At 48.3% G+C, this 22,222-nt stretch carries 21 protein-coding genes and 4 tRNA genes; 15 read left to right on the forward strand and 10 right to left on the reverse strand.

The window, feature by feature from the left end; genetic code table 11:
* From G604_RS15360 to G604_RS15140, 3 genes are all read left to right on the forward strand, one after another.
* Window positions 1-2,163 carry a major capsid protein gene (locus tag G604_RS15360; protein ID WP_196801079.1) on the forward strand — a complete coding sequence of 721 codons (2,163 nt, stop codon included), beginning with the start codon at window positions 1-3 and terminating at the stop codon, window positions 2,161-2,163.
* 9 nt (window positions 2,164-2,172) lie between these two features.
* Window positions 2,173-2,589 (forward strand): hypothetical protein, encoded by a 417-nt coding sequence (locus G604_RS0101985; protein WP_028909081.1) that lies wholly within the window; start codon window positions 2,173-2,175, stop codon window positions 2,587-2,589.
* Between the two features lie 112 nt (window positions 2,590-2,701).
* Window positions 2,702-3,988 carry a hypothetical protein gene (locus G604_RS15140; protein ID WP_155941834.1) on the forward strand — a complete coding sequence of 429 codons (1,287 nt, stop codon included), beginning with the start codon at window positions 2,702-2,704 and terminating at the stop codon, window positions 3,986-3,988.
* Window positions 3,989-4,641: 653 nt separating this feature from the next.
* Here the strand turns inward: G604_RS15140 and G604_RS0102005 are convergent.
* Window positions 4,642-5,193, reverse strand: a complete 552-nt coding sequence (locus G604_RS0102005) for a flavodoxin family protein (RefSeq protein ID WP_028909084.1) — start codon at window positions 5,191-5,193, stop codon at window positions 4,642-4,644.
* A 276-nt stretch (window positions 5,194-5,469) separates the two neighbouring features.
* On the opposite strand from G604_RS0102005, the gene G604_RS0102010 reads away from it, so the two are divergent.
* Genes G604_RS0102010 through G604_RS0102020 form a run of 3 tightly spaced genes read left to right on the forward strand, consistent with a single transcriptional unit; the run spans window position 5,470 to window position 6,383 of the window.
* The gene (locus G604_RS0102010; RefSeq protein ID WP_028909085.1) at window positions 5,470-5,727 is read left to right on the forward strand and encodes a hypothetical protein; all 258 of its coding nucleotides are present in this window, start codon (window positions 5,470-5,472) and stop codon (window positions 5,725-5,727) included.
* The gene (locus G604_RS0102015; RefSeq protein ID WP_028909086.1) at window positions 5,720-5,989 is read left to right on the forward strand and encodes a Txe/YoeB family addiction module toxin; all 270 of its coding nucleotides are present in this window, start codon (window positions 5,720-5,722) and stop codon (window positions 5,987-5,989) included. Before G604_RS0102010 ends, G604_RS0102015 begins: the two co-directional genes overlap by 8 nt.
* Before the next feature lie 25 nt (window positions 5,990-6,014).
* On the forward strand, window positions 6,015-6,383 hold the full coding sequence (locus G604_RS0102020) for a DMT family protein (RefSeq protein WP_028909087.1): 369 nt from the start codon (window positions 6,015-6,017) through the stop codon (window positions 6,381-6,383).
* A 25-nt stretch (window positions 6,384-6,408) separates the two neighbouring features.
* On the opposite strand, the gene G604_RS0102025 is transcribed toward G604_RS0102020, so the two are convergent.
* Complete coding sequence (locus tag G604_RS0102025; protein WP_028909088.1) at window positions 6,409-7,422, reverse strand: glycosyl hydrolase 53 family protein; 1,014 nt, start codon at window positions 7,420-7,422, stop codon at window positions 6,409-6,411.
* 87 nt (window positions 7,423-7,509) lie between these two features.
* On the opposite strand from G604_RS0102025, the gene G604_RS0102030 reads away from it, so the two are divergent.
* From G604_RS0102030 to G604_RS0102050, 6 genes are all read left to right on the forward strand, one after another.
* Window positions 7,510-7,755: a hypothetical protein gene (locus tag G604_RS0102030; protein WP_155941835.1), complete on the forward strand. Its 246-nt coding sequence runs from the start codon at window positions 7,510-7,512 to the stop codon at window positions 7,753-7,755.
* Between the two features lie 535 nt (window positions 7,756-8,290).
* On the forward strand, window positions 8,291-9,346 hold the full coding sequence (locus G604_RS0102035; protein ID WP_410524358.1) for an aminodeoxychorismate synthase component I: 1,056 nt from the start codon (window positions 8,291-8,293) through the stop codon (window positions 9,344-9,346).
* A gap of 136 nt (window positions 9,347-9,482) precedes the next feature.
* On the forward strand, window positions 9,483-10,190 hold the full coding sequence (locus G604_RS0102040; protein ID WP_028909091.1) for a TolC family protein: 708 nt from the start codon (window positions 9,483-9,485) through the stop codon (window positions 10,188-10,190).
* A gap of 32 nt (window positions 10,191-10,222) precedes the next feature.
* The gene (locus tag G604_RS0102045; protein ID WP_028909092.1) at window positions 10,223-10,492 is read left to right on the forward strand and encodes a hypothetical protein; all 270 of its coding nucleotides are present in this window, start codon (window positions 10,223-10,225) and stop codon (window positions 10,490-10,492) included.
* Window positions 10,474-10,590, forward strand: a complete 117-nt coding sequence (locus tag G604_RS15700; RefSeq protein WP_410524361.1) for an ATP-binding protein — start codon at window positions 10,474-10,476, stop codon at window positions 10,588-10,590. The genes G604_RS0102045 and G604_RS15700 overlap by 19 nt, the downstream gene beginning before the upstream one ends.
* A gap of 193 nt (window positions 10,591-10,783) precedes the next feature.
* Window positions 10,784-13,234: a hypothetical protein gene (locus G604_RS0102050; protein ID WP_155941836.1), complete on the forward strand. Its 2,451-nt coding sequence runs from the start codon at window positions 10,784-10,786 to the stop codon at window positions 13,232-13,234.
* 81 nt (window positions 13,235-13,315) lie between these two features.
* Here G604_RS0102050 and G604_RS0102055 read toward each other — a convergent pair whose 3' ends face one another.
* Both G604_RS0102055 and G604_RS0102060 read right to left on the reverse strand, forming a co-directional pair.
* On the reverse strand, window positions 13,316-13,930 hold the full coding sequence (locus G604_RS0102055) for an aminotransferase class IV family protein (RefSeq protein ID WP_028909094.1): 615 nt from the start codon (window positions 13,928-13,930) through the stop codon (window positions 13,316-13,318).
* A gap of 42 nt (window positions 13,931-13,972) precedes the next feature.
* A complete protein-coding gene (locus G604_RS0102060; protein WP_028909095.1) occupies window positions 13,973-15,307 on the reverse strand; it encodes an MATE family efflux transporter in 1,335 nt (444 codons plus the stop codon).
* A gap of 137 nt (window positions 15,308-15,444) precedes the next feature.
* Between G604_RS0102060 and htpG the strand changes: the two genes are divergently transcribed.
* From htpG to G604_RS0102075, 3 genes are all read left to right on the forward strand, one after another.
* Complete coding sequence (gene htpG, locus G604_RS0102065; protein WP_028909096.1) at window positions 15,445-17,502, forward strand: molecular chaperone HtpG; 2,058 nt, start codon at window positions 15,445-15,447, stop codon at window positions 17,500-17,502.
* Between the two features lie 77 nt (window positions 17,503-17,579).
* Window positions 17,580-17,653, forward strand: a tRNA-Arg gene (locus G604_RS0102070).
* A 34-nt stretch (window positions 17,654-17,687) separates the two neighbouring features.
* Window positions 17,688-17,761, forward strand: a tRNA-Arg gene (locus tag G604_RS0102075).
* A gap of 223 nt (window positions 17,762-17,984) precedes the next feature.
* On the opposite strand, the gene G604_RS0102080 is transcribed toward G604_RS0102075, so the two are convergent.
* The 6 genes from G604_RS0102080 to rsxA form a co-directional block, all read right to left on the reverse strand.
* Window positions 17,985-18,056 (reverse strand) — tRNA-Glu (locus G604_RS0102080).
* A 36-nt stretch (window positions 18,057-18,092) separates the two neighbouring features.
* Window positions 18,093-18,179 (reverse strand) — tRNA-Ser (locus G604_RS0102085).
* 153 nt (window positions 18,180-18,332) lie between these two features.
* Window positions 18,333-18,629: a hypothetical protein gene (locus tag G604_RS0102095; protein WP_028909097.1), complete on the reverse strand. Its 297-nt coding sequence runs from the start codon at window positions 18,627-18,629 to the stop codon at window positions 18,333-18,335.
* 128 nt (window positions 18,630-18,757) lie between these two features.
* Complete coding sequence (locus G604_RS0102100) at window positions 18,758-20,236, reverse strand: L-fucose/L-arabinose isomerase family protein (RefSeq protein ID WP_028909098.1); 1,479 nt, start codon at window positions 20,234-20,236, stop codon at window positions 18,758-18,760.
* A gap of 179 nt (window positions 20,237-20,415) precedes the next feature.
* Window positions 20,416-21,450, reverse strand: coding sequence for a UDP-glucose 4-epimerase GalE (gene galE, locus G604_RS0102105; RefSeq protein WP_028909099.1), 1,035 nt, complete (start codon window positions 21,448-21,450; stop codon window positions 20,416-20,418).
* A gap of 150 nt (window positions 21,451-21,600) precedes the next feature.
* The gene (gene rsxA, locus G604_RS0102110; RefSeq protein ID WP_028909100.1) at window positions 21,601-22,200 is read right to left on the reverse strand and encodes an electron transport complex subunit RsxA; all 600 of its coding nucleotides are present in this window, start codon (window positions 22,198-22,200) and stop codon (window positions 21,601-21,603) included.
* Between the last annotated feature and the right edge of the window lie 22 nt (window positions 22,201-22,222).

Genomic DNA, 22,222 nt, shown 5'->3' on the forward strand with positions numbered 1-22,222 from the left:
ATGGGAAAAGTTCCAGTTTTAAAACCTCAGAGCGTTAGTCGTCCTCGAAACGCTTTTGATCTTTCGCAACGTCATTTGTTTTCTGCTCATGCAGGTATGCTTTTACCTGTTCTTTCTCTTGATCTGATTCCCCATGATCATGTTAAGATTTCTGCGCAAGACTTCATGCGTTGTCTGCCTTGTAATAGTACAGCTTTTCTTTCTATGCGTGGTGTTTATGAGTTTTATTTCGTTCCTTATTCTCAACTCTGGTCTCCTTTCGACCAGTTAGTTACTGGTATGCACGACTTCCGTACTGTACAATTATGGAATCGTTATAACTCTTATACCAATTCTAAAGCGCTTTCTATTCCTTCTGTTAAGCGTTCTTCTATCAATGCTTGGCTTGAAAAGAATCATTATAAGCTCCATGTTGTCGACACATCTGATATTGATGGTTCTTCTTCTGCTTTTGGTCATCGAACATTTAAATCTGTTAAGACTCCTAATCCTGTAAAGTCTCTTACTGGTATAGTTTCTGAAATCGGCGCTGATGGTTCTTCAGTTTTAGTTACTCTCCCTTCTAATACATCCTCTAATGACTCTGTTATTACATCTAATAATGGCCGTGTCATCTCTGCTGATCGTACTGGTGTTCTTGTTAGTTTTCCTAGGTCTGTAGTACAGGATCCTGATGCTCATCCTCTTACTCTTAATCAATCTGTTACTCTTGTTGACCATGAAGTTGCAGGTCCCTCTTCTGCTAGTTCTGCCATTTCTGGTTCTGCCACTTCTGGTTCTAATGCTTCTGGTTCTACTCGTCCAGATGGTACCAATTCGCAAGGTTATACAGGCTATAAGTCTTGGGGTTCCGGTCGTTCTTATAACGAATCTTCTTCTTTTATTGCTCCTCATGATTCTGCTAAAGATGATCTTTGTGGTTTTTCTAAGTCTTATGATGCTGTTCGTCTTCTTGATCTCCTTGGATATGGTCGCTTCTTCCCTGATGGTTCTGGTGTTGGTCATTCCCAAGGTAGTGGTTATGTCGATTCTGAAGGTGTTCATTCGTATGATAAAGATTGGATAACTCGTAATGATCGCTCTTATAATCCTTTTAGACTTCTTGCATATCACAAGATCTATGAGGATCACTACCGTAATACTACTTATGAAGATTTTGATCCTACATATTTCAATATTGATGGTGATGTTGATTCTGTTTCTACTCCTTTAGATCAGCTTCTTGAACTTCATTACCGCAATTGTAATTTGGATTTTCTTACTAATATCCGTCCTTCTTTTGTCTATGATGGTGTTAGTGAAAAGTCTCTTACAGATTATTTAAATATTGATGGTTCTAAGTTGGATCTTGATGGTACCACTGTAAAAGATGCTTCTGGTTTCTCTATTATGTCTCTTCGTGCTGGTTATGCTCTTGAAAAGTTAGCTGCTCAAACTATGCTTGCAGGAAAGACTTATGCAGATCAGATCAAAGCTCACTTTGGTATTTCTGTTTCTGAAGGTCGTGATCATAAATGTACTTATATCGGTGGTTTTGACTCTAATTATGAGTTTAATGATGTTACTCAGTCTGTAGGTAACTTTGACTATGATAATTCTAAAACACTCGGTTTTTCTGTTTCTAAAGGTCTTGGTTCTGGTTCTGGTTCTATTGAATTTGATGCTAAAGAGCATGGTGTTCTTATGTGTATCTATTCTTTGATACCTTCTTTCGGTTATGACTATAACCGTCTTGATCCTTTTAATAAAAAGTTTTCACGTGGTGATTACTTTGTTCCTGAATTTGAAAATCTTGGTCTTCAGGCTGTTACTGCCGATCAGCTTTATGATGGTGTTAATTCAGTTCTTGGTTATGGTCCCAGATATAATGAATACAAGACTGCTATTGATATTAATCATGGTCAATTTGCGAATGAACTTTCTTATTTTACAACTTCTAAAAGTCGTATCTTAAAGGAGCATCTTACTAAATTGGTTAATGGTGACACGGATTATGTCCTCCAAATTAAACTTGATTTGTTCAAAATTTCACCAACTCTTTTGGATTCAGTTTTTAATGTTTCTTATGATGGTTCTCAACAGTCTGATTGTGTTTACGGTGGTGTAAATTTCCAGATTGCTAAAGTATCTGATATGTCTGAAACAGGTTTACCTAATTATTAATTCTTTGTTATGTTTAGATCTATCCATATTGATCCTGTTGTTAATCACGATCTCCGTGTTTTAAATAGTGAAGCCCTTGAATTGCAGGATACTCTTTTTCCAGTTGATCCCCTTACTGGTTATCGCTTGCAAGCTACTACCCGTTTGTTGGATCCTGCTGTTTCTTCTAAAGAAAAGGAATTGATTATGTCACAACTTGAAAAGCTTCCTGCTTCTTCTCGCTTCCGTCTCTCTGATGATGAGCTTATTTCTTTGCTTCCTTCTCGGTATAATTCGACTAATACCGATATGGACAAGGTTCGAGATCTCATGACTCAGATTATTGACTCTATGAATAAGTCTGACGCTTCTGGATCTGACGCTTCTGGTTCTGATGCTTCTGGATCTGACGCTTCTGCATCTGACGCTTCTGGGTCTGATGTTTAATTACTTAGGTGGACAAAAATACATTTGTCCACCTTTGTATATTTATTCATCTTTTGTCCACCTTTGTTTCATTTTTGTCCACCTTTGTTTCATTTATTAATATATATTCATTATGTTGCATATTTATTCTTTTGATCGTCCCCTTTTAGATCACCGTTGTAATGATTCTGTTGGTTCTTCCGGTTCTGGTGCTGCTCTTGCAGGGGCAGGTTCTTTCTTCTCTACTGTTGGTGGTCTAGTCGGTACCATAATGACCAATAATCAAAATGACAAACAGTTGTATCGTCAATCTGCTGAAAATTCTGCTGCTCGTCGTTGGCAGGATCTTGAGTCTGACCCTGCTTATGTTCGACAGCGTTTAGAAAATGCAGGTTATAATCCTTATCTTGGTATGTCTGCTTCTTCTCCTGCTGTTCCTTCTGCTTCTTCTGCTCCTATTGCATCACAGTTTGATACTGGATCTCAACTTGGTCAAGTTTTTCAGAATATTCCTTCTACTTTCGCTACTCTTTTGAACGCTTATTCTGGTGCTAAACTCAATGATTCTTCTATTGATCTTAATCACTCTAATTCCGCAAAAGCTTGGCAGGAGTCTCTTAATCTTAACTATGACAATTGGCGCCAAAAGTTTCTTGATAATGCTAAAGATTCTTCTGGTAATACTGGTTTACAAAATCAAGTTATTTCTACTTCTGCCGCTGCTCGTGGTGCTGCTGCTGCTGCTGATTCTGCTGCTTTCGAAGCGCATAGAGCAAAAATCTTTCAGATGCTAGATGATGAGCCCTATGTTAATGGGCAAAATGGAACTTCTTTGGTTAATGATGACGGTTCTCCTGTCACTAATGCCCAGGAACGTTATTATGCTGATCGTGATACTTTGGTTACTTCTGTTCAGAAAATTTTATCTGATGTTGGTGTTGCTAACGCTAATATTAATAATATTTCTTGTGATTCAGAGATGAAGAAATTACATATCAATTGGTTGCCTAAAAAGTATAAGGTCGAGATTGATAATATGATTCAGTCTCAACGCAATGATAATAAAGTTGCTGATGCTACTGTTGGTAATCTTAATGCAGGTGCCGATGCTTCACGTGCTTCTGCCGAAAATACTCGTGCTGACACTAAAACTAAAAACTTAACCCGTCCTTATGTTGTTAAAGATGCTCGTAATACCGCTGCTCTTCATGGTCATCAGTCTGTCACCGAATCTAATCGTTCCAAAACAGAATATTGGAACTCTGTTTCTGCTAAAGCTCGTGGTGCTGCTGATTATCAACGTAACGCTTGGCGTTATGGTCATGGTTTCTGGAATCAACAATTGATCCAATGGGACGGTACTTCACATTTTATTAATCATTCTTTGTTAGGTACACATTTTGGTATTTTTTCTAAATAAAATCCTTTTGTTTCTTTTGTAGTTCAATTTTAATTATTATCTTTGCAGTGTTATTCACTGCTAATGGAACGCTTTTTTAAAATTCTTATCGCCTTAGTTGGATCTTATTGGTTCGCTTTGGCTTGTATTGATCTTTTAGGACTTTTGTTCCTATGTCTCTATTTTTATGTAGGAGGTTAACCTCCTACATTTTTTGTGCTTTTACATATTATCATTTTGAGTTTTCGAAAAATGATATAAGCCGTTCTGTGCGTGCGCTAATGAGCGTTAGCGAACCTCTAAAAATCTTGTATTTTCAGTTTCCGTTAGGCGCTTGCCTCCGCCAAGCGTCCCTCTCTTGTTTCACTATAGGAAAACTGACAGCACATTTAAAGTATAATTAATGTTAACAAAATATTGTTTTCTTGTTTTTTTTTTATCTTTGCACTCGTATTTATCACAATGTCGATAATTCATTTTTGGCTGTTATGAAATTGAGGCTGAGAATTATGATGATGTTGAACGACATGGGAGTCTGTCTTCTGATGCCCTTTATTTCACGAGCACTTTGAAACAGCTACTCCCTGTGCGGATGATATAGAGGCCGTGAGGAAGTCGCAGAGTGCGCAGGTCTCTGGCAGCGGTAGCCTTTGATGTCCTGATCGTGATTCCATTCACGGTATGGCTATTTTTTCACCCAACTCTCTCGCCCCGGCTATTTCCGGGATATTTCTTTTGTCCATATCATCCGTATGACAAAGAACGTAATGGCCCAGATTGGCCCATTCCATACGTTTCATCAGATAATCGAAATGATCAATGAGAGGTTGAGGATGACTGCCTCCGGCGGCACACAGCAGCAGTCCGCTCTTGTTGTTGCCATGGAGTTCATCGACCGACTGCTCTGCCAATGCCCATAGGCGATCCAACGCGTCTTTCAGGAGTCCACTATATGACCAGAAAAACAAAGGTGTGGCCAGTACGATGACATCGCTCTGCCGATACAGACGATAAATTTCATCCATATCGTCGCGTTGCGTACAGGGATGCTCGTAATCTTTTCCACCATGAAGGCACCCTAAGCAATGATGTATACGTTTCTCTCGCAAATGAACCACTTCTACTTGGTTTCCCTTGCTTTCGGCTCCTTGGCGAAAACTGTCTATCAACGCCTCCGTAAAAGCGTGGGGACGTGAGGAGCCATTCAATATTAAGATCTTCTTCATACTTATCTTTCTTTCATTGGATATGCTTTCATACCTTTGTGATGTATACTTTGATGGCACAAAATTAAGAAAAAAAGATGAGACCGTCTGCAGCCGTTCGAGAAAAATATCGTAATTTTGCCGGAAGATTAAACGACTGACCAAAATGGATAGATCTGCCGGAATATACGAGGACATCATCTATAAGCTGCCTAATGTGTACACAAATAAGTACACTTTTATTTGGAGATTTCAAAAATAACTCGTATATTTGCGGCAGATAAAGAAAGAAGAGATATGCAGATTATTACATCAAGAGAATTTAGGGCCAACCAAAGAAAATACTTTGATTTAGCCGAGAAGGAGACGATATTGGTTTCCCGTAGGAAAGCACGTCCTATCGTTATAAGCGTTGCTGACGATGATGATATCCTTTCTAAGGAAGAGCTTCTGTCTATAAATAAAGGCTTGGACGACATCAAGAAAGGAAAAGTATATAAAATGAAGGGTGACGAGACACTGGAAGAATTCATAAAGCGAACAGAACATGTATGAGATTGAATTTTCCAAACAGGCAAGGGAAGATCTTGCGAAAATGATGAAATCAGACATTCAATCGTTTAGAAAATTTCAATCTCTCTTACCGGAGCTGAGGGAACATCCTTATACGGGTACAGGACATCCCCATGAGCTTCGCTATTTAAATGGCGTGTGGTCCAGAAAACTTGACAAGAAAAACCGTCTACGGTATATGGTTAACGAAACAACGGTTATCGTCTTTGTAATCTCGGCAATGGGGCATTATGATGACAAATAGATAAATTAGTGGTCTGCGGAGCAATATGAACGGAATATATACAATACTTCTTTTATGCCTGAGCAACGTCTTCATGACGCTCGCCTGGTATGGGCATTTACGACTACAGCAGACAGGCGTGACAAGCAACTGGCCCTTGATTGGCGTTATCGCGTTCTCATTGGGCATCGCCTTCTTTGAGTACTGCTGCCAGGTACCGGCCAACAGAATCGGGTTCCAAGGCAACGGCGGTCCTTTCTCGCTCGTTCAACTGAAAGTGATCCAGGAATGCATCTCCCTCATCGTCTTCGCAGTCATCGCCAACTTCCTCTTTCAGGGACAGTCCCTGCACTGGAATCATGCGGCCGCATTCCTCTGTCTCGTCGCTGCCGTATACTTCGTGTTCATGGAATAAGAAGGGAGCATGATCAATCCTGTCCCTACTTGGCTGCCTCTGTGAAGGCATCCATGATGGCGGTGGGACGATGGTTGGCGAAGGCACCGAGAGGATACTGTCCTTCTGCCTCCGGAGCCCAGTAGAACACGCCGTGGCAGTGTCCGTCGCAGTCGTTCCGGGCTGCACGGATCACTGCCTCCATGATTCGCTTGCCCTCGACGGGCTTCTGCGCTTCAGCCCCCGTCTCTACTACCATGCATTCAGAACCGTATTTCTGATACAGATGACGGATATTGGCCGCGAAATCCCTGACCGTACCCTGCCAGTCCTTCTCCAGATTTCCCTTGATGTCCCAGTAAGGATAGACGCTGAGGCCGATCATATCCCAGTGGGCACCAAATTTCTTCAGTCCGTCGAAGATGAAGTCATAGCGCTTTTGGTCACAGCCGCCGTCGAGATGGATGATGACCTTTGCCTCTGGATAGACGGCTTTGACAGCCTCATAGCCGGCTTCTGTCAGGCCCGCATATTGTTGCATGTTGTCCTCTGCCCTATCCATGGGCCACAGGAAGCCATGGGTCGTCTCGTTGCCTACCTGCACCCATTTCACGTCGATGTGATGATCCTTCAACAGTTGAAGGACATCATGGGTATGCTCCCACAGCTTCGTCTTCATCTCGCCATAGCCCAGATATTGCCATTGTGCCGGGATGGTCTGCTTGCCGGGATCAGCCCACCAGTCACTATAATGGAAGTCGATCATCACAGCCATCCCGTAATACCGGGCACGCTTCGCCATCTCCAGGACATCCTGAGCACCGGAGAATCCCCCACGCGGGTTCACCCATACGCGCAGTCGTACGGCATTGAGGCCGAGCTCATGCATCAGGGCGGTGTTCTCCCGGATTTCACCCTTACTGTTATAGAGTTTCTCTCCCGCAGCCTCCAGTTCTGTCGTGCCACTGATATCGGCGCCGAGCCAGAAATCCTGCTTGTCCTGTCCGAAGGCGAAGACAGATATGGCAAGCATCAAAAAAGATAATACTGTTCTATACATAATTAGATGAAATTGTTGTTGACAAAGTTAAGGAGAAAGTTTGAGACTACCAAAGAAAAAAGAAAAAAACGGGACATATGTAGGGACATGATTCATCATGTTCCGCCCAATGCGGGTGCGTGGTCGTCCTATTGCGGCCACACAAGGAAGATTAGAAATCATTTCCCGGACGTCATCATCACCGGTCGTGGCGCCGCCGTCTATTCCTGGAGGAACAAGTTCGCGGGCGCCACGATGGTCTTAAACTTCTCCACCATCGGTGATGACGCGATGCCTTGGCATCCATTGAATGATCATTCTTTCGAGGCGCTGATGATATTGATGAAATATTGATGATCATTGATGGAGGCATCTCGCCCACATGTTTTATCCGGTGGCCCGAAATCATACAAATCTTTTCAAATCTTTTTGAATCCTTGAAATCTCTCCCGCGAAGCGGGTAGTTCAAAAAAGAAAACCGGAAAAACACGATAAAAACCCGCTGCGCGATGCTTCGCAAATGAATAATGGAGAATAGAAAATAGATAATTCTTCATCCAATTATGTTGGATTTAACATTTTTAACCAAAAAAGCTAAAGAAAATCACTTGACAAGGGGCTTTGATTGTTGTATCTTTGCCATGTAGACCTAATAACTAGCTGTTACTGAATAATTTGCAAGTAATTGCTTTTAAAAAGGATCCCAAAGTAAGGTATGTCTCTGATCAGTAGGTGACCGTCCTATAGCGGCCACTCACTCGTCAGATCTTTGCAATTTCGACATGTCCCTACATCTTCCCTATCTTCCTTGCGTGGCCGCAACAGGGCGGCCACCTACAAAAGGATCTATGAATTGAACGTAAAAAGCTTTTTTCTTCTTGTAAAGAGGATGATTCTTTTCTTTTTTTTCGTATCTTTGCACCTTGTAAAATTAGGAAGAATGAATAAGAAAGAAGCCATATCATGGATGAACGAAATGGGAAGAACGGAACGGCCTTTCCTCTTCGCCATCAATTACACAACCACAGACTGCAGAGTATGGCCGTTGGAGCAAGTCCCCGACGACCATGTGGGTTACCAAATAGGATCGAACACGAATATTGAGAAGTTATCTTCTCCCACAGCCCTTTCGGATCTTCTTCCGTCTCTTGCGCAACAGGCGTCGCCCATCCTTTCGTCTGCTCCCGAATCTGCCGAATCCTACCACCGCCGTTTCCGGATCGTCAGGAATAACCTTCTGCTGGGCAACAGCTACCTGGTCAATTTAACCAGCAGAATACCCATACGTTCTTCCTTGTCACTGAAGGACTTATTCTTACTCTCCAAAGCGAAATATAAACTATGGCTCAAAGACGAATTCGTCTGTTTCTCCCCCGAAACCTTCCTGCAGATTCATCAAGGAGAAATCAGTTGTTGTCCGATGAAAGGAACCATCAGGGCCGACGACGAAGGTAGTCTGCAATCGTTGATGGCCGATCCGAAGGAGGCCGCCGAACATGCTACGATCGTCGACCTCATCCGGAATGACCTCAGTATGGTGGCCAATGAAGTCCGGGTGGAACATTATCGTTATGGTGAAAGGTTGCATACGGACCATGGTGACCTCTGGCAGACGAGTTCACGCATCACCGGCCGGCTCCCGAATAACTATCGTTGTCATTTAGGTGATATCCTTTTCTCACAACTTCCTGCCGGTTCCATTACAGGTGCCCCGAAGCCCAAAACGATGGAGATCATCCAGGCGGCAGAACCCTTTGACCGCGGGTTCTATACGGGTGTTATGGGCCTCTATCAGAACGGCGATCTCGACAGTGCCGTCATGATCAGGTTCATCGATCTTGAAGACGGTCAATTGTACTTCAAGGCCGGAGGAGGGATTACGACACGAAGCGACTGGAAGAAAGAGTATGAGGAGGTGATCGAAAAAATATATGTACCCAGATAGCCTTTTAACCCCATTATTCACCACGGACGATGATTTATCGGCAGTCTCGTTAGGTGAACAGTGGGCGTGTACCCGCAACATAACGAAGACCGAATGAGAAATCTCTAATCTGACATGAAAGGCTTCTATCCCGGCCATGGAGACCCTCCGCATCAAGACCATGCTTTACGGACTGAAACAGGAACAGACATCGCTGCTTCTCCAGGAACAGGCGTTATGGAAAGATATCAATACGGTGACGGGTACCCATCTACATACCTGCGCGATTACGGATGGTTCTCTCGACGCTGATCTACAGCGCCTCCGGCAACGGCTGGACAGTCCGGCCCTCTCCCACCCTTCCCTTTCCAGTGTCATGGCTTCCCGTGATGCTTCAGCGTGGGCGTGGAAAGCGGAGAAAGCCAACGCGTTGCCACAGATCGCGTTACAAGGCGAGTACGATAAGAACGGAAGTATCGGACACAACTACTTCGCCTTTGGAGCGAATGTCAGTATTCCACTTTGGAACCATAACAAAGGCAACATTGCCGCGGCCCGTGCCCGTTATGACCAGAGTGTACTGGTGGTCAACCAAGTGCTGACAAAGCTGCGCCGGCAGTGGGAGAACGACTATCAGCAAGCCGTCACCTGGCGTGATGCCGTCGCCGCACAGTCGCGTCATCTCTCTGCTGACTTGGAGAAAGGCATTGATGCCATGGAGACCCAGATGAAGCATCACAATATCAGTGTGTTGGAGTTTGTGGATTATTACGGTAATTACAAGGATATGAAATATCAACTTCTGGAGGCTCAGGCTGAACTGCTGAAAGCCCATGAGGCAATCAAATATGATTTAGCAGAATAATGGGTCAATGAATAATATAGGATAGCAGAAACATGATAACAACAAAAATGCTATGGTTGGCGGCCGCTGCCGTCACGCTTGTAGCTTGTTCGGGAAAAGACAAGCAGACAGCCAACGAGAATCGTTTGGACGCGCAAGAGAAGAGTCGTGTAGTAGAGACGACAACAGTCCGTGAACGTCCCGTGAGTGATGAGTTGGAACTCAACGGCGAGGTGGCCTGCGATGAACAGACGATCTGCCCCATGTCTTCGAGCCTTTCTTCCGGGCCAGTAACACGCGCAGCATCACAGGCCACGGGGTAGGATTGGCGTTGTCGAAGGCTATCATAGAAAAAATGGGCGGAAAGATCTCCGTCCGTTCTACTGAGGGTGAAGGGACAACACTGGATATCAAGATTTGATATCCGGGCCAAGCAGCACTTCAATGATGTGGTCCGGGAATTCCCCTCTCCCTCATGCAAACGATTTCACAAACGGCGCTGTCGTTTTTAGATAAAGATTGAAGTCTTTTCCTGCAAGATTGTTTAATTTTGCAAAAGATTTAGTGAAACATCTTTACATTTTTGAGACAACCAACAACAATAAGTGGAATCTATGAAAAAGTTATTTTTTCTTTTCTTTGCGCTCATGACGGTGGGTATGGTCCATGCTGAGGACATCTATACCATTGTGGGTAGCAAAATCCTCCAAGGAGGTGGGACAGACTGGGATCCCGAAAACACTAACGGTAATCTGAAACAGAACAGTGACGGTACTTACTCGCTGACCCTCACGGATGTGTCGCTGGAAGCCGGCGTCAACTACCAGTACAAAGTCGTCAAGAACCACAGTGAGTGGGCCTCTTATTCCAACCAGACCGTCTCGGTCACGGAAACGGCCAAGTACACGGTGGAGTTCAAGCTCACCGATGTCACGGGGTGGAAGGATAATGCCCCGACCGTCACCCTCACGAAAACCGGCAATGTCGGTGAGATCATCCATACCTACAGCATAGCAGGCGGCGAGCGCCTCTTCCCCGGAAACACCTGGGACCCGACCTATGCCGGTGGCGCCATGACCCTCAACACGTCTACCGGCCTCTATACGGCCACGCTCAAGGGTGTCGCCCTCCGTTACTATGAGGATCTCACCAATGCCGACCAGGAGGATAAGGACAAGCAGGCTTTTAAGGTCTGTGTCGATGGCGGATGGGGTACATACTATCCTGAACAGAACTACTATCTCAACCCTTATGAGGCTTCCGCCTCGGGCACGTACGACGTCACGATCACCTTCAACGCAGAGACCAAAGCCATCAACGTCACCTATGCTTCCGTTGCCAGCCATACCTATTCCGTCTATGGCACCAGTGTTCTCTTCGGGGCCAGTTGGGACAAGACGCAAGCCCTCACGCTGACCCTCGACGCTACGGACGGCCTGTATAAGTCACAGACCCTCACGCTGACCCTCGACAAGGGTATCACCTATCAGTATAAGGTATTGGTCGACGGCAGTGACGTGCAGACCTACCCCGCAGAGGCCAACGCCCAACTCACCGTTGATCAGGCCGGTGTCTATGATGTATTTTTCACCTTCAATGCCACAACCAATCAGGTCGGCTATACCGCTACTTTCAAGGAGGCAGCTACCGTGGAGCATAAATATTATGTCGTCGGCGGCACGACCCTCGGACTCTCCTGGGACCTCGCCCAGGCCAAGGAGATGACGAAACTCGATAATGGCAACTACCAGTATATCATCGAGAGCACCTCGCTGGCGAATATCGACAAGGACGGCACAACTGCCGCCCAGCGTACTGCCCAGAGCCTGAAGGTCATCATGGATAAGGAATATGATGTGGCTTATCCCGACGGCGACAACTACTATGTGACCGTGGATCAGGAGGGCACCTATCGCGTGACCGTCACCTTCTATCCCAACGAGACGGATAAGGACAAAAAGGTCGACGCCTACCGTGAGAGCCTCCTCTATGGTCTCTATGGCGACCAGGCGCTCTTCGGTTACGACTGGGATACCGACCATATCAAATATATGAGTCCCGCCTCCGACGGCCAGTATACGGCTACCCTCAAGGATGTCACACTGGCTAAGGATGAACATTACGACTATAAGGTCATCATCGGCGGTGATGCCACCAATACCTTCCCGGCCGCAGAGAACAAGACCGTCACGGTCAGCGAGGATGGCGTCTACGACATCACCTTCACCTTCGTTCCCGGTAATGATGGCAACAATACCGTCACCTATACTGCTACGAAGACGGCGGACGCTACCATCGAACATCAATATTATGTCGTCGGCGGCGAGGCCCTCGGATTCACGCTGACAGCCGATAAACAGTGGGACACTGACCAAGCGCCCGAGATGACGAAACTCGCCGACGGTACCTATCAGTATGTCATCAAGAGTGCCACTCTGAAGCATATCGACAATGTCAACGATGGTGAGGACCATACTGACCAGAGCTTCAAGATCCTCGACAACAAGTCCTGGAGTGCCTCCTACCCCCAGAGTGGGAACTTCATCGTCAACCCCGACTTCAGCAGTTATTATCAGGTGACGATCCTCTTCGATCCCAATGCGGAGACAGGCAAGGAGATCCGGGTACAGCTCTCTGACGTAAAGACCCATACCTATGTTGCGGAAGGCAACGACTCCATTTTCGGCGACAATGGCAGCATCGAGCTCACCGGCGGTGAGGCTGGCTATGTCTATACAGCATCTGTCACGGAGGTGAAACTCCTGAAGGGTGTGTACGCCCTCCATGTCGTCGTCGACGATAATGACTCCTATCCTGCTACCATAAAGGTTGGCGAGGACGGTATTTATACGGTGACCATCAGTTTCAATGCCACCACACGTACCGCCACCGCCTCAGCCACCAAAACCGGTGATATTGATGACGGTGAAACTCCTACCGGTATCAACACGGTTGATAGCGACAAGACTTTCATGAACGTGAAGTGCTATAACCTTAGCGGCAACCGTGTAACCAAAAACTACAAGGGCGTCGTAATCATGAACGGGATAAAGGTTAGGAAATAGGACTCTCTAGAGTTGTGCAGATGCCTTGCACAAAGTTTGCAAAGCGTCTGCACAAATTTATATTAATGATTGGAAGATCAATTACTCTTCATTTTTTCCAGGATAAAACACGTTTTCTTTACCAATCTCCAAGAATCCCAATGGCATCATCGCATTGATGAGGGATATCTTTAAGAAACGGTGGAGATCATCGGGGGTCAGGTCGTCCTCCCGGAGCAATCCCTGGTCAACAAGGCTCTGCCGCATGGTGCCATGCAGCAGCGGGTGACGGGGCGTGAACCAATGGGCTCCGTCGAAGAGGGCGATATTGCTGTAACTCGTATCGGTCAGCTTTCCGTCCTTGACGATAATGATCTCATCACAATTCCCCCGTTGCTCTTTCAACGCCTGAAGGGCACTGCGGTCAGCCGATTTGTAGCGATAGTCGATCTCATCACAGGTGACGAGGCACAATGAACGGATGTCGAGAGGGTGATAAGCCGAGAAGGAGAGATCCCTCACCCCACCCTCGTCATATACGACGCGGGCCTTGGTCTCCGTCTCCGTCAACGGCGCATCCCTCAGTACGTCCTTCAGGTCGACAACCGGCGCCTGCGGCCAGAAATGCCGCATCGTGCTGTTCAACCGTTGCTGATGATACGGCAGATTCCGGATCTCACCGCCTTCTATTCTGATAGTTTCTATAAATGGATACATATTTTATATGACTTGAATCATTCTTCGTAGGATACTTCTCCCCTACTTGCTCAGGTGTCGGAGGAGCAAGAGAATAGCGGGGACAAGGAATAGGTCGGCAGCGACCCATGCCGTAGGATCCGCATAGCACACACCGAGAAATTTGAAGGCAGGAACGAGCCAGAGCGACACGGCGGTACGGGCGATCATCTCCATGACTCCTGAGAGCATCGAGAGGTTGCTATATCCCAGTCCCTGGATGCTGTAGCGACAGATGGTGAGGATCCCCAGGGAGGGATAGAACCACATGGAGATGCGCATGAGCATGGCTGCATTGTCGACAACCTGCTGTTCCCCGCTGTTAACGAAAAGCTGCATCATATCCCCGGCAAAGGGCCAGATGATGACGATGGTAAAGAGAAAATAGACGAGCATGATTTTCACGGCATCACGCAGGCCCTGATGGATGCGCTGCATGTCGCCCGCTCCGATATTCTGCCCACAGTAAGTGGCCATGGCGACACCTATATTCTCAAAGACGCAGGTAAAGAGGTATTTCACGCGTGTCGATGCCGTGAAGCTCGCCACGCAGATCGTTCCGAGGGCGTTGTTGGCGCTCTGGAGCATGATAATGCCGACTGCCGTGATCGAGAACTGTAATCCCATGGGTACGCCGTTATTGAGAAGGATACTCACTCGTTTGTTGTCATACCGCCGCTCATCACCCTGGGGGATCAGGATCTGCATGTGCCGGAAGATATACCATGCGCAGAGCCCCGTTGCCACCAGTTGGGAGAGAAGAGTCGCCAGTCCGGCACCGAAGACGCCCTGCCCCAAGACAAGGATCAGCAGGACGTCAAGAAGAATATTGATCAGAGACGCAATAATCAGGAAATAAAACGGCTGTTTGGAGTTGCCGAGGGCCCGGATCTGTCCCGCCAAGAGGTTATATCCAATGGTGAAGGGGATGGCCAGAAACTGCATAAAGAGGAATGTCCAGGCATCGTCGAAGATATCCTCCGGCGTGTTGACGAGACGCAGGATCCGCGTACAGAGAATTGTACTGAGCAGCGTGAGAACCATCGCAAGGACGAGGCCTATGCGCAGCGCGTTGGCGACATAGACGCGCATCTTCCGGTAGTCCTTAGCACCGAAGGCCCGTGTCACGGGGATAGCGAAGCCGGCACAGGCGCCATTGCAGAAGCCCATGATCAGAAAAGTGATGGATGTCGAGGCGCCGACGGCCGCAAGGGCTCCCACGCCGATCCAGCGCCCCACGATGGTGGCGTCGATGATCAGATAAAACTGTTGAAGAATATATCCCAAGATCAGAGGGCCGGCAAATTTAAGAATATCGCGCGCCGGAGACCCTACTGTCATGTCATTTGTATTTGCCATATGATTGATTGTCGCCTGAGTACAATTACGGTTGCAAAATTACGATATTTTCATGGGATATGCAAATCTCATGTCCCTACATTTTGGCACACTCTTTGTAATAACCCTAACAAAAAAATCAAAATTTAACTAGAATAATGGCAAAGAAAGGATCTATCGGGGTTACTACAGAGAATATTTTCCCCGTTATCAAAAAATTCCTCTATTCTGATCATGAGATCTTCCTCCGCGAGATGGTCTCCAACGCCGTCGACGCCACGCAGAAGCTCAAGACCCTCGCCGCCAACGGCGACTTCAAGGGTGAGCAGGGCGACCTGACCGTTCATGTCAAGCTCGACGAGAAGGCCAAGACCCTCACCATCAGCGACAGAGGTATCGGCATGACCGAGGACGAAATCGACAAATATATCAACCAGATCGCCTTCTCCGGCGTCACCGACTTCATGGAGAAATACAAGGACAAGGCCAACGCCATCATCGGACACTTCGGCCTCGGCTTCTACTCCTCCTTCATGGTCAGCGACCGCGTCGATATTATCACCAAGAGCTATAAGGAAGGCTCCAAGGCCGTGAAATGGACCTGCGACGGCACGCCGCAGTTCGAGATCTCCGAGGCCGACAAGGCTGACCGCGGCACCGACATCGTGCTCCATATCTCTGACGACTGCAAGGAGTTCCTCTCGAAGACGAAGATTGAGCAGCTCCTCAACAAATACTGCAAGTTCATGGCCGTTCCCATCGCTTTCGGCAAGAAGATGGAGTGGAAGGACGGCAAGAATGTGGAGACCGACGAGGACAACATCATCAACCACATCGAGCCCCTGTGGACCAAGGCGCCATCGACGCTGAAGGACGAGGACTACAAGAAGTTCTACCGTGAGCTCTACCCCATGCAGGATGAGCCCCTCTTCTGGATCCACCTCAACGTTGACTACCCCTTCAACCTCACCGGAATCCTCTATTTCCCGAAGATCCACAACAACGTCGACCTGCAGCGCAACAAGATCCAGCTCTACTGCAACCAGGTCTTCGTTACCGATCAGGTCGAGGGCATCGTGCCCGACTTCATGACGCTCCTCCACGGTGTCATCGACTCACCCGATATCCCGCTCAATGTCAGCCGCAGCTATCTGCAGAGCGACGCCAACGTGAAGAAGATCTCCACCTATATTACTAAGAAGGTGGCCGACCGCCTCGCCCAGACCTTCAAGGACGACCGCAAAGACTATGAGGCTAAATGGGATGACCTGAAGCTCTTCATCAACTATGGCATGCTCTCCCAGGAGGATTTCTACGACCGCGCCAAAGAGTTTGCCCTCTACAAGGATGTCGACGGCAAATACTTCACCTTCGAGGAGTATAAGACTCTCATCAAGGACAACCAGACCGACAAGGACGGCAACCTCATCTTCCTCTATGCCACCAACAAGGACGACCAGTACACCTTCATCAAGGCCGCCCAGGACAAGGGCTACAGCGTGCTCCTCATGAACGGCCAGCTCGACACCCCGCTCATCAACATGCTCGAGCAGAAGAATGAGAAGAGTCGCTTCACGCGTGTCGACGCCGACGTCATCGACCGGCTTATCGTCAAGGAAGACGAGAAGAAGACGACACTAGAGAAGGAGAAGAGTGACAATCTGACAGAGGTATTCCGCTCTCAACTGCCACATCTCGACAAGGCCGATATCTGGGTCGATGTCCAGGCCCTCGGTGCCGACAGCCAGCCCGTGATCATCACGCAGAGCGAGATGACGCGCCGTATGAAGCAGATGAGCCAGTTCCAGCCCGGCATGAGCTTCTACGGACAGATGCCCGACAATTATTGCCTCGTCTTGAACTCCGACCACCCGCTCATCACGAAGATCCTCAACGATGAGGAGGCCAAGAATGCCGACACCCTCAAGCCCATCGAGGCAGAGCTCAAGGGCCAGCAGGCACGCCTCGCCGCCCTCCATCAGAGCCAGAGCAAGAAGAAGGCCGAAGAGCTCACCCAGGAGGAGAAAGACGACCTGAAGAATACCGAGAAGGCCGTCAGTGACCAGCGCCAGAAAAAGAATGAGGTCCTCGCCAACTACGCCAAGGACAACGCCATCGTGCACCAGCTCATCGACCTCGCCCTGCTGCAGAACGGTATGCTCAAAGGTGCCGCCCTCGACACCTTCCTCAAGCGCTCCGTCGACCTGATTAAATAAAAAATGAAAAAAAACTGCCAAAAGATTTGGCAGTTTCATGAAAAGTTCGTACCTTTGCACTCGCATTTAAGAAATGAGGCTCCGTAGCTCAACTGAATAGAGCATCTGACTACGGATCAGAAGGTTCAAGGTTTGAATCCTTGCGGAGTCACTTCTTCTTAATCATGCGAGTACATTTTAGGTTTGGCTCCGTAGCTCAACTGAATAGAGCATCTGACTACGGATCAGAAGGTTCAAGGTTTGAATCCTTGCGGAGTCACTTAATAAGCCTGGAAGTTAATTTCTACTTCCGGGCTTTTTTGTATCCCATCACACCAGAAATCCGCCGTAGGAACATGAATTATTATGTTCTACCCCACCATCACACTTTAGAGACATGATTTACCACAATCCATTCGTAGGGACATGATTGATCACGACCAACCGTAATGGCACAAAAAAAAGACAGCCTCTAAAACTGAGAAGCTGCCTTTCTGATGATGTAGTCGGTAAGAGAATCGAACTCTTATGCCAAGATTGAGAATCTTGTATCCTAACCGTTAGATGAACCGACCGTTAGCTGCATTCTTTACAATCCCCTGCTCCTGGAGCGGAAGGAGGGGGATTCGAACCCCCGGAACGGTAACCCGTTCGGCAGTTTAGCAAACTGCTGGTTTCAGCCACTCACCCATCCTTCCAGTCAGGGCTCGTCTCCGATTTGCCAAGCATTGTTCTGAAATGCGAGTGCAAAGGTAGTAACTTTTTCCGAAACCTCCAAATATTTCCGCAACTTTTTTCTAAAAATCTTCATTTTTCTTATTTTTTACCGTTTCGTCGGTAAAAATATCGGCTTATATAGTCTCTGCCAGTTTCACGCGGTCACCGTCGACAGTGATGAATCCTTTCTTCTTGGCATGGCCGAGGAGGAAGAGGGCTTCTTTCGGACCCACATTATAGTTTCTTTTCAGTGCGTTGAGGAAAGCCTTGCGAGTCAGCGAGTGGTCCGGCAGGTCGGTCAGGAACTCCTCGCAAGCCTTCTTCAGGCTCGCGTCTGTATACTTCCTATTCCGGTTGTGGACATAGACAGCGATGACAAAGACGACAGCCACGGCGATGAGCACGAGGGTGATGACTTGCTGTGTGGGCATCTGGGATGCCAATGGTGAAATGAATAGAGGTGTCATAAGATTAATGATTGAAGAGTGAATAAAAAATAGCCGGTTGAGTAAATCCTTTTGCAGAGTACGGCCACAAGGGCCGCACCCTGCTAAGGGATCTATGCGAACGGATTCTCCGTAGGATAAGGCAGGCTCTTGGGCTGGTTATAGGCAATATCCTGGATACCGAGATAGCGGAAAGCGCTGAAGAGGGCCTTGCCGACATGGGCGAAGGCTACGGCACCATGATGCGGATAACGCTTCTCGATGAGCACATGACGGTAGAAGCGGCCCATCTCCGGGATGGCGAAGACGCCGATACCACCGAAGGAGCGTGTCGGCACGTTGAGCACCTCGCCCTCGGCGATATAGGAGCGCAGGTTGCCCTCGCTGTCACACTGCAGACGGTAGAAGGTGATCTCGCTCGGAGCGATGTCGCCCTCCAGGGTGCCGCGCGTGAAGTCGGGCTTGCCGCCATTCTCGAGCAGACGGTTCTGGATGAGCTGATACTTGATGGAGCGGTTGGCGCACATCTTGCACGACGGTGTATTGCCGCAGTGGAAGCCCATGAACGTATCCGTCAACGTGTAAGGATACTTGCCCTTGATATTCTCGTCGTAGATATACTGTGGCACAGAGTTGTTGATGTCGAGCAGCGTCACCGTGTCACCGCTGGCGCACATGCCGATATACTCGCTCAGGGCACCATAGATATCGACCTCACAAGCCACGGGGATGCCACGGCTGACGAGGCGGCTGTTGACATAACAGGGCTCGAAACCAAACTGACTCGGGAAGGCCGGCCAGCACTTGTCGGCGAAGGCGACATACTTGCGCGAACCCTTATGAGCCTCTGCCCAGTCGAGCAGCGTAAGCTCAAACTGTGCCATACGGCGACTCAGATCGGGATAGTATTTACCCTCCCCCATCTCAGCGGCCATATCCTTGCAGACATCGTCGATGCGCGGGTCATTCTCGTGCTCACGGTAAGCCACGAGGAGGTCAAGCTCTGAATTCTCCTCTATCTCCACGCCAAGTTCATAGAGACCCTTGATCGGAGCGTTGCAGGCGAAGAAATCCTGCGGACGGGGACCGAAGGTGATGATCTTCAAACCCTTCAGACCGAGGACGACACGGGCCACGGGGATGAAGTCGGCGATCATCTTGGCGATATCCTCTGCCGTACCCACGGGATACTCGGGGATATAGCCCTTCAGATGGCGCATGCCGAGATTGTAGGAGCAGTTGAGCATACCGCAGTAGGCGTCGCCACGACCGTTGATCATGTCGCCGTCGCCCTCTGCGGCACTGACGAACATGCAAGGACCATGGAATTTCTTGGCGATAAGCGTCTCCGGCGTCTCTGGGCCGAAGTTGCCGAGGAAGACGACGAGGGCATTGCAACCAGCCTGACGTACTTCCTGGATGGCCTTCTGCATATCTGCCTCATTCTCTACCGTCGTCTGACAGTCGTAGAGCTCGCCCTTATAGGCTTTGACGATATTCTCACGGCGCTGGGTAGACAGGGCGATAGGGAAACAGTCGCGGCTGACGGCGATGATACCTAATTTAACTTGTGGAATGTTTGTACTTTGCATAGTTTGTTTTTGTATAAATGTTTTTAGTTTTTATTGATCGTTCAAATATCTGTTCGTTTCGAAAAAGTTGCCCCTCGGCTCACGCCGAAGGGTAACAACAACACAAACACAAAATATAGAGAGCCCCTACCTAGAGGGACATATCTATCAAAAAATATGAGTTTGACGAACGATGCTTACTACATCACGCCATCCTGGCGCAGCTTCTGCTGCCATTTCCAGGCAGAGCGCAGCACATCGTCGAGCGGTGTCTCTGCCTTCCAGCCCAACACTTTGTTGGCCTTCGTGCAGTCGCCCCAGATCTTCTCGATATCACCCTCACGGCGCGGACCGTATTTCCAGTTCAGTTTCACGCCCGTGGCCTTCTCGAAGGTCTCGACGATCTCCAGTGTGGAGTTACCCTTTCCGGTACCGATATTGAAATATTCGATCGGATCGGTATCCTCATCGAGCACACGGCGCATGGCGGCCACATGGGCCTTGGCGAGATCCACAACATAAATATAGTCGCGGATACAGGTGCCGTCGGGCGTATTATAGTCGTTGCCGAAGATCGTCAGTTGCTTGCGGATGCCCATAGCCGTCTGCGTGACATAGGGGATGAGGTTGTTGGGCACGCCATTCGGCAGCTCGCCGATGAGCGCGGAGGGATGGGCACCGATGGGGTTGAAATAGCGGAGGATGATGCTCTTGATGGGAGCGCCGCTATGGATCGTATCGTAGATGATCTGCTCGTTGATCTCCTTCGTATTACCATAAGGAGAGGTAGCCTTCTGGTGAGGAGCGTCCTCGGTGACCGGGAGGTTCTCCGGCTTCGGCTGACCATAGACGGTGCAGGAAGAGGAGAAGATGATGCCCTTGACATGATACTTCGGCATCAGTTCAAGGAGATTGACAAGGGAGATAATATTATTACGGTAGTAGAGCAGCGGCTTCTGCACGCTCTCCCCTACTGCCTTGGAAGCGGCAAAATGGATGATGCCGTCGATAGGATACTTAGCAAAAACAGCCTCAGTGGCAGCTTTGTCACGAAGGTCCACCTGTTCGAAGTCAGGGCGGACGCCCGTGATCTTCTCTATACCATCCAGCACCTCCAGCTTGGAGTTGCTCAGATCATCGATGATGACGACCTTGTAGCCGGCCTCGATCAGTTCCACTGTGGTATGCGATCCGATGAATCCCGTACCGCCCGTCACCAAAATTGTCTGTTTCATTTGCTCGTTTGTTTGGTTTTATGGTTTATATAATAACAAAGGCAAAGGTACACAATTTTTATCAAACTGTGTATCTTTGCCTTTTAAAAATTATTAAATATAAGCTAGGACGGGGCCACAACAGGGTGGGCACCTACAAATGGATCGATATTACAACCCGAACAACGTCTTCAGGCCGCCCTCCAGGCCGCTGAAGCCCATGAAGGCCAGCGAGAGCAGTCCGGCGGTGACGAGCACGATGGCCATGCCCTGCATACCCTTCGGGATCTTCACCAGACTCTGCTGCTCGCGGATACCGGCGAAGATTACCAGGGCCAGGGCGAAGCCGATGGCCGTGGAGAAGGCGTAGACGACGCTCTCCAACAACGTGAAGTCCTTCTGGATGACAAGGATGGCAACGCCAAGCACGGCACAGTTGGTCGTGATCAGTGGCAGAAAGATGCCCAGGGCCTGATAGAGCGACGGCGACACCTTCTTCAGGATGATCTCCACCATCTGCACAAGGGCGGCTATGACGAGGATGAAGGCCAGCGTCTGCAGATACTGCAGGCCGAAGGGGTCGAGCACGTATTTCTGTACGAGCCAGGTGACGATAGTGGAGAGCGTGAGCACGAAGGTCACGGCAGCGCCCATGCCCAGCGACGTCTCTATCTTCTTCGATACGCCCAGGAAAGGACAGATACCGAGGAACTGAGACAGCACGATATTGTTGACGAATATCGCGGATATAAAGATTAACAGATACTCCATTGTTTATGATGTTTTCGTTTAA

It is taken from the genome of Prevotella sp. AGR2160 (genome assembly GCF_000424185.1).
Classification (GTDB): Bacteria; Bacteroidota; Bacteroidia; order Bacteroidales; family Bacteroidaceae; genus Prevotella.